The organism is Pseudoroseomonas cervicalis ATCC 49957, assembly GCF_000164635.1.
Classification (GTDB): Bacteria; Pseudomonadota; Alphaproteobacteria; order Acetobacterales; family Acetobacteraceae; genus Pseudoroseomonas; species Pseudoroseomonas cervicalis.
Genome location: NZ_GG770860.1, coordinates 1 through 1,380 on the forward strand (window position 1 = coordinate 1; position 1,380 = coordinate 1,380).

2 protein-coding genes are annotated in these 1,380 nt (G+C 73.1%); both read right to left on the reverse strand.

Annotated elements, in window-relative coordinates; genetic code table 11:
- Nucleotides 1–314, reverse strand: a 314-nt coding sequence (locus HMPREF0731_RS19735; RefSeq protein ID WP_007005981.1) for a DUF6468 domain-containing protein, incomplete at its 3' end; no start/stop codon positions are given.
- Nucleotides 311–1,375: a flagellar motor switch protein FliM gene (fliM, locus tag HMPREF0731_RS19740; RefSeq protein WP_083854581.1), complete on the reverse strand. Its 1,065-nt coding sequence runs from the start codon at nucleotides 1,373–1,375 to the stop codon at nucleotides 311–313. The genes HMPREF0731_RS19735 and fliM, both read right to left, overlap by 4 nt.
- Nucleotides 1,376–1,380 lie beyond the last annotated feature (5 nt).

The following is a 1,380-nucleotide window of genomic DNA, read 5'->3' on the forward strand; positions in this document are numbered from 1 at the left end:
CGCACCCCGGCATCCAGCCGGTCGGCCAGCCCCTCGGCGCGGTCGGAGAGGTAGCGGAGATCCTCGCGCAGCGCGTTGGCGGCGGCCACCTGCTCGGCGACACCGCGGCCGGCGCCCTCGGCGGCGGCGCGCAGCCGGGCGATCGCCGCCTCGGCCTCGCGCGTCGCATCGGTGAAGCCCTGCACCGTGGCGGCCAGCGCCGCGCGGTCCTTGCGCAGCGCGGTCAGCGCGCGTTCCAGCCGCAGCGCCATCGGCAGGGCGGCGAACAGCGCCAGCACCAGCGCCGCCTGCAGCCCCCATTCCAGCAGGCTCATAGCATCCCCCCCGTCCGCTGGGCGCCATCGCGGCCGGGCCGCACCGGGTCGCGCAGCCCCTCGGCCTGGCGCGGCATGGCGCGGTCGATGCGCACGGCGAGCCGCCCCTTGCGGCCGCCCACCTGCCCCTCGAACAGCGAGGTGTCGCCGCAGCGCAGCCGCACCGGCGCGCCCGGGCCGACGCCCAGCGTGATCAGGTCGCCCACCTGCAGCCGCACCACGTCGGAGAGCCGCATGGTCTGCTCGTCCAGCACCACGTCGAGCGCGACCTCGGTCTGCCGCAGCTCCTCGGCCAGGTGGGTCTCCCAGATGCTGTCGCGGCCGAACTTCTCGCCCATGAACTGCTGCAGCAGCAGCTCGCGCACCGGCTCCAGCGTGGCATAGGGCAGCAGCAGCTGCAGCTGGCCGCCGCGGCTCTCCATGTCGACGCGCAGGCGGGCCAGCACGGCGGCGTTGGAGGGGCGCGAGATGGCGGCGAAGCGCGGATTGACCTCCAGCCGCTCGAAGCGGAACTCGACCTCGGCCAGCGGGCCGAAGGCGTCGGAGAGGTCCTTCAGCACCACCTCGGTCAGCCGCTCGATCAGGCCGCGCTCGATGGTGGTGTAGGGACGGCCCTCGATGCGCATGGCGGTGGTGCCGCGGCGGCCGCCCAGCAGCACGTCGACCACCGAGTAGATCAGCGCCGAATCGACCACCACCAGCCCGTAATTGTCCCATTCCTCCGCCTTGAACACGACCAGCATGGCCGGCAGCGGGATGGTGTTCAGGTAGTCGCCGAAGCGCAGGCTGGTGATGCCCTCGATCGACACCTCGACATTGTCCGAGGTGAAGTTGCGCAGGCTGGTCGACATGATGCGCACGAGGCGGTCGAAGACGATCTCGAGCATCGGCAGACGCTCGTAGGAGACGAGGCCGCGCGCGATCACCTTCTCGATGCCGGTGGCGGATTCGTCATCCTCCTCGCCGCCATCGCCGAAGCCCAGCAGGCTGTCGATCTCGGCCTGGCTGAGCACGCGCGCCGGCTCGGGCGCGGGCGGCGGCGGCGCGGCGGCGGGGCCCACGGCGG